The 4,897-nt window shown below is 50.1% G+C and carries 4 protein-coding genes and 4 tRNA genes; 1 reads left to right on the top strand and 7 read right to left on the bottom strand.

Features of this window, described 5'->3' with window-relative positions; all coding sequences use genetic code 11:
• From AC2LB6_RS24415 to AC2LB6_RS24395, 5 genes are all read right to left on the bottom strand, one after another.
• A partial coding sequence (locus tag AC2LB6_RS24415) for a GTP-binding protein (protein ID WP_243208059.1) occupies window positions 1-311 on the bottom strand: 311 nt, incomplete at its 3' end.
• Between the two features lie 108 nt (window positions 312-419).
• Window positions 420-495: transfer RNA gene (locus AC2LB6_RS24410), tRNA-Thr, on the bottom strand.
• 5 nt (window positions 496-500) lie between these two features.
• Window positions 501-575, bottom strand: a tRNA-Gly gene (locus AC2LB6_RS24405).
• Window positions 576-765: 190 nt separating this feature from the next.
• Window positions 766-850: transfer RNA gene (locus AC2LB6_RS24400), tRNA-Tyr, on the bottom strand.
• Between the two features lie 7 nt (window positions 851-857).
• A tRNA-Thr gene (locus tag AC2LB6_RS24395) sits at window positions 858-933 on the bottom strand.
• Between the two features lie 780 nt (window positions 934-1,713).
• Here AC2LB6_RS24395 and coaA point away from each other — a divergent pair.
• Window positions 1,714-2,661 (top strand): type I pantothenate kinase, encoded by a 948-nt coding sequence (coaA, locus tag AC2LB6_RS24390; RefSeq protein ID WP_090967284.1) that lies wholly within the window; start codon window positions 1,714-1,716, stop codon window positions 2,659-2,661.
• Window positions 2,662-2,703: 42 nt separating this feature from the next.
• Here coaA and birA read toward each other — a convergent pair whose 3' ends face one another.
• Together birA and murB are read right to left on the bottom strand one after the other, a co-directional pair.
• Window positions 2,704-3,663 carry a bifunctional biotin--[acetyl-CoA-carboxylase] ligase/biotin operon repressor BirA gene (birA, locus tag AC2LB6_RS24385; protein WP_490095450.1) on the bottom strand — a complete coding sequence of 320 codons (960 nt, stop codon included), beginning with the start codon at window positions 3,661-3,663 and terminating at the stop codon, window positions 2,704-2,706.
• A complete protein-coding gene (murB, locus tag AC2LB6_RS24380) occupies window positions 3,660-4,697 on the bottom strand; it encodes a UDP-N-acetylmuramate dehydrogenase (RefSeq protein ID WP_490095449.1) in 1,038 nt (345 codons plus the stop codon). Before murB ends, birA begins: the two co-directional genes overlap by 4 nt.
• Window positions 4,698-4,897: the final 200 nt, after the last annotated feature.

Below are 4,897 nucleotides of genomic sequence, written 5' to 3'. Positions count from 1 at the left end.
AGGATCGCGCCGTCCATCTGCGCAGCACCGGTGATCATGTTTTTCACATAGTCGGCGTGGCCTGGGCAGTCAACGTGAGCGTAGTGACGTGCAGCAGTCTCATACTCAACGTGTGCGGTGTTGATGGTGATACCGCGGGCTTTTTCTTCAGGCGTGCTGTCGATCTGATCGAATGCACGAGCCTGGCCGCCGTTGGTTTTAGCCAGTACGGTAGTGATAGCTGCAGTCAGGGTGGTTTTACCGTGGTCAACGTGACCGATGGTGCCCACGTTTACGTGCAGTTTGTTACGTTGAAATTGCTCTTTAGCCATCGCTAGTCCCTCTAAGACACGGATATATCAATGATATCATCACATTAACCAGGCAATGCCTGACTGCAAGGAAGTTACAGAGAAAATCAGGAGGGAGATTAAAGGAAGTGGTGCTGATACCCAGAGTCGAACTGGGGACCTCACCCTTACCAAGGGTGCGCTCTACCAACTGAGCCATATCAGCACATCTGGAGCGGGCAGCGGGAATCGAACCCGCATCATCAGCTTGGAAGGCTGAGGTAATAGCCATTATACGATGCCCGCATCCTGGAACTCGGCTACCTGTTCTTTCTGTAGCTTGCAGATAACAGAGAATGTTTCTCTACTATCTACTGCCTGTCAGCGGAGCTGACCGACTTTGACTTCGCTAACGCTCAGTCTGAATTCAGGGTGATAAATGACTCACCTGACAGATAAACAGGTTGTTTATCTGTACTCAACCGCGAGGTTGAGATGGTGGTGGGAGAAGGATTCGAACCTTCGAAGTCTGTGACGGCAGATTTACAGTCTGCTCCCTTTGGCCGCTCGGGAATCCCACCTACTTGATGGTGCCGGCTACCGGAATCGAACTGGTGACCTACTGATTACAAGTCAGTTGCTCTACCAACTGAGCTAAGCCGGCATCAAGTGGAGCGCATTCTAGGAAGGTCGGGCTCTGGATGCAACTAAAAAATCGCTTATTTTTTTCTATCGCTTACTATTTGTGCAAATCGTCGCATTTTGACGTTTTTGTGCAGAATATTTGTGCAATCTGGCCCTGTTTTCACAGGATTAGCGCGACTGAGCTGTCGCCTGATGTCTCCCTGCACACCTCACTTAAGAGGATAAATAATCCGCCAGCCGCTTTTTTTATTTTGCGCATCTGTACTAAGTGATGATTTTTCGACCCGTCCTGCGTCATTTTTATCATGCGCCGATGATTTTCTATAGAAAGCGGAGCCATTTTTGTCAGGCACAAGCTTCAGGAGGAGCGGCGATGCCTCCAAATAAGACTGCTAAAATGCCTTTATAAGGTGTGCTCTTTTCGAAATTACTCAGGTGACGTATTAAATGTGTACCCTATCAGCCTCGCTATACGGCCTTATAGCAGCATTATGTTATTCAGGCGTCTGGCTGAATGTTCAGAGCAGATAAAAGCCGCATATTCGCTGTGATGGGCTGTAACATCATAAACAACGATAAAGCTGCCATAATTGAATGCATCATGACGTTTTGTGGGTATGCCGACGAAAGCGTAATCACGTTTATCTTTTTACTTCTGTTAAAAGCCATACTGGTGATACCCTCCAGCCCATTGTTCTCACTGATAAACCAGCGATTCGTGATTCATTTCACCTGTGCTGTCCTGCTTATCGGATAACACGCGGTTGATAGCAATGAATTTGCGGTCAGATGCATGCTTATGGATAAAACGACTCCCCTGACAACGCCTTACTTAGAATTCACTCGTGAGCAGTGGGCTGCATTACGTGATTCTGTTCCTATGACGCTTTCAGAGGAAGAGATCGCGCAGCTGGAGGGCATCAACGAGGATCTCTCGTTGGAGGAGGTAGCAGAAATTTATCTGCCACTTTCGCGTCTGCTTAATTTCTATATAAGTTCGAACGTTCGCCGACAGGCTGTACTGGAGCAATTTCTGGGCACCAATGGCCAGAAAATCCCCTATATCATCAGTATTGCGGGTAGCGTAGCCGTCGGTAAAAGCACGACTGCACGCGTATTGCAGGCGTTGCTCAGCCGCTGGCCTGAACACCGCAAAGTGGAATTGATCACGACGGATGGCTTCCTTCACCCTAATGCCGTGCTGAAAGAGCGCGGTTTAATGAAGAAAAAAGGCTTCCCGCAATCCTATGATATGCATCGGCTGGTCAATTTTGTCTCTGATTTGAAATCAGGAGCCAGTCAGGTAACTGCGCCGGTCTATTCGCATCTGATTTATGATGTCATCCCTGATGGCGATAAAGTGATACAACAGCCTGACATTCTTATTCTGGAAGGTCTGAATGTATTGCAGAGTGGCATGGACTATCCCCATGACCCACATCATGTCTTTGTTTCAGACTTCGTCGATTTTTCTATCTATGTCGATGCAGAGGAAGACCTGCTGCAAAGCTGGTATATCAATCGATTCCTGAAATTCCGCCAGGGGGCTTTTACCGATCCGGACTCCTACTTCCACCATTATGCCCAGCTCTCAGAGGCGGAAGCGGTTGAAATAGCAGGTAACTTATGGAAAGAGATTAACTGGCTCAACCTGCAGGAAAATATCCTGCCTACGCGCGAAAGGGCCAGCCTGATCATGACCAAAAGTGGCAATCATGCGGTCGATAGGGTTCGCCTGCGTAAATAACTGCTGTCATAAAAAAGCCTGCATCAGTGCAGGCTTTTTTGATCAGACAGGGCGCAATGATATTTCCCCGCCCACCCAGGCTTTTATTTCCCCATCCTGCTCCAGCAGTAAGCCACCCTGACTGTCAACGCCCCGCGCAATACCATGCACTTCACGTTCGCCAATGAGCAGCTTAACAGGTCGGTTAATGAAATTATCCAGTGCCGCCCAGCGTGCGATAAAGGGTGTTAATCCCTCCTGTTCAAACAGTGGCAGGGCTTCGCGCAGACTGTTGATCAAACGCGCTGCCAGCTCATTGCGATTCACAGTGACACCGGCCTCCTGCAGGTTAATCCAGCCCTGATTAATCTGTGATGCATCGGCTGTCCGCATCGCCAGGTTAATCCCGGCACCAATAACGATCTGCGCAGCATCACCGGTTTTCCCTGTCAGTTCGACCAGAATGCCCGCCAGTTTGCGATCATTAAGGTAAATATCGTTGGGCCATTTTACGCGAACATCGTCGGCCCCTAATGAACGTAATGTCTCCGCCATGATAATGCCAATCACCAGGCTCAGGCCCATCGCCGCTGCCGGCCCCTGCTCCAGACGCCAGTACATAGACATGTAGAGGTTAGCGCCAAACGGAGAAAACCACTGACGGCCACGACGGCCACGACCTGCCTGCTGATATTCAGCGATACACGCGGCACCTGACTGCAAGTCATGCATGCGCTCCAGCAGATACTGATTTGTGGAGTCAATCACCGGGATAACCGAGACATTGCCCTGCCAAACCTGAGAGAGGATTGCCTGCTCATCCAGCAGCTGCATCGGCGCAGACAGGCTGTAGCCCTTTCCTGTCACGGTATAGACGTCAAGTCCCCAGCTTTTTAACGTCTGGATGTGCTTGTTTATGGCTGCACGACTCATGCCCAATGTTTCACCCAGCTGCTCGCCTGAATGAAACTCACCATCAGATAAAATATCGACCAGCTTTAGCGGGACATTGTGGTCTTTCATGCGATTACCCCGACAGCGTTGCACTCGCCCTGCGCCTGAATAAAGCGGACTTCAGGCTCCAGCCAGACATCAAATTTTGCACCTACCTTCGCGCGCACGGTTTTTGCCAGCGCAACGATATCGTCAGGTGTGGCATTGTCAGCGTTAATCAGCACCAGAGCCTGTTGCTGGTGAACTGCGGCACCTCCAATGTGATAACCTTTCAGCTGGCACTGATCGATAAGCCATCCTGCTGCCAGCTTGGTTTCACCATTCGGCATCAGATAGTGTGGCATGGCCGGGAAATGAGCCAGCAGGGAGTTGCACTGCGCCTCGGTAACGACAGGATTTTTGAAGAAGCTGCCTACATTACCGGTGACTTTTGGATCCGGTAACTTACTCTGCCGCATCTGGCACACGGCGTGATAGACATCCCAGGCATTGGCCGTCACCGCATTGAGCGTTTTCAGGTCCCCATAGGTTAATACGGGCTTCCACTGCTTAGGTAATATTATCCCCACCGCAACAATGACATAGCCTGTCTGATAGTGATGTTTAAAAATACTGTCACGATAGCCAAACTCACAGGCTTCACGATCGAGACGCTCTGTCTCACCACTGTTCAGGTTAAGCACATCCACATATTCGCAGACATCTTTTAACTCCACACCATAGGCACCAATGTTCTGAATCGGTGCCGAGCCAGTCATCCCGGGGATCAACGCCAGGTTTTCGAGACCGGTGATCCCTTTTTCCAGCGTACTTTTAACCAGCTGATGCCAGTTCTCACCTGCCCCGACATGTAACTTCCAGCACTCAAACTCATCCTGAATTTTGATGCCTTTGATGCGGTTAAGCACCACGGTGCCGGCGAAATCTTCCAGAAAAAGGACATTGCTGCCTTCACCAAGCACCATAAAAGGCGTTTGATCACGCTGGCTGGCCTGCCACGCGGCCAGAATGGCGGCTGGCGTCTCAGCAACGATGCGTTTCTGTGTATGTACTTCAAGCCCAAGCGTATTGTCGGCTTTTAAGGAAGGATGCTGGCTGGACATTTGACGGCCTTTACTGAGTTATCTGGCCGTAGTTTACCGTATCAGAGAGGGGTTCTCAGGCTGTTTTCGGGAATTATGATGAGGTTTTTCACGATCTGCAGACGTAAAAAAGCCCCGCACTTTCGTGCGGGGCTTCTTCACTTATATAATGCCTGGCAGTTCCCTACTCTCGCATGGGGAGACCCCACACTACCATCGGC

Source organism: Pantoea sp. RCC30.1, assembly GCF_058148845.1.
This window is presented reverse-complemented; position numbering and strand designations above follow the sequence as displayed.